This is a genomic window from Neobacillus paridis, assembly GCF_016765675.1.
In the GTDB taxonomy this organism is placed as follows: domain Bacteria; phylum Bacillota; class Bacilli; order Bacillales; family Cytobacillaceae; genus Neobacillus; species Neobacillus paridis.
This window is the reverse complement of record NZ_JAESWB010000089.1, coordinates 1-510: the sequence shown is the minus strand read 5'-3', so window position 1 is coordinate 510 and position 510 is coordinate 1. Positions and strand designations below refer to the sequence as shown.

Sequence of the window (510 nt, the reverse complement as noted above, 5' to 3'; positions counted from 1 at the left end):
GTTGCTGCAAGTCGAAAATGAGTTGAAGCAGCTTCCGCCGCACGCGGAGGTCGATGCCGACATCATCAACCAGGTGCTGGAGGAGGGCGGCAGGTTCACTTCCGAGGTGGTGTTCCCGCTCAACCACAGCGGCGACCGCGAAGGCTGCAGGCTGAACCAGGAAACCCATGAAGTGGCAACGCCCAAGGGCTTCAAGGAAGCCTACCGGCAGTACATCGACGCGGGCTGGCCCTCGCTGTCGGCCGACCCGGAATTCGGCGGCCAGGGCCTGCCGGTAGTGCTCAACAATGCATTCTATGAAATGCTGAATTCGTCCAACCAGGCCTGGACCATGTATCCCGGCCTGTCGCATGGCGCCTACGAGTGCCTGCATGCGCATGGCACGCCGGAGCAGAAACAGCTGTACCTGCCCAGGCTGGTGTCGGGCGAATGGACCGGCACCATGTGCCTGACCGAGCCGCATTGCGGCACCGACCTCGGCATGCTGCGCTCCAAGGCCGAGCCGCAGGC

1 protein-coding gene is annotated in these 510 nt (G+C 63.5%); it reads left to right on the top strand.

The genetic code is table 11. The annotated features are described in order from the left end of the window. Positions 1 to 510, top strand: a 510-nt coding sequence (locus JK635_RS28035; RefSeq protein WP_202653079.1) for an acyl-CoA dehydrogenase family protein, incomplete at both ends; no start/stop codon positions are given.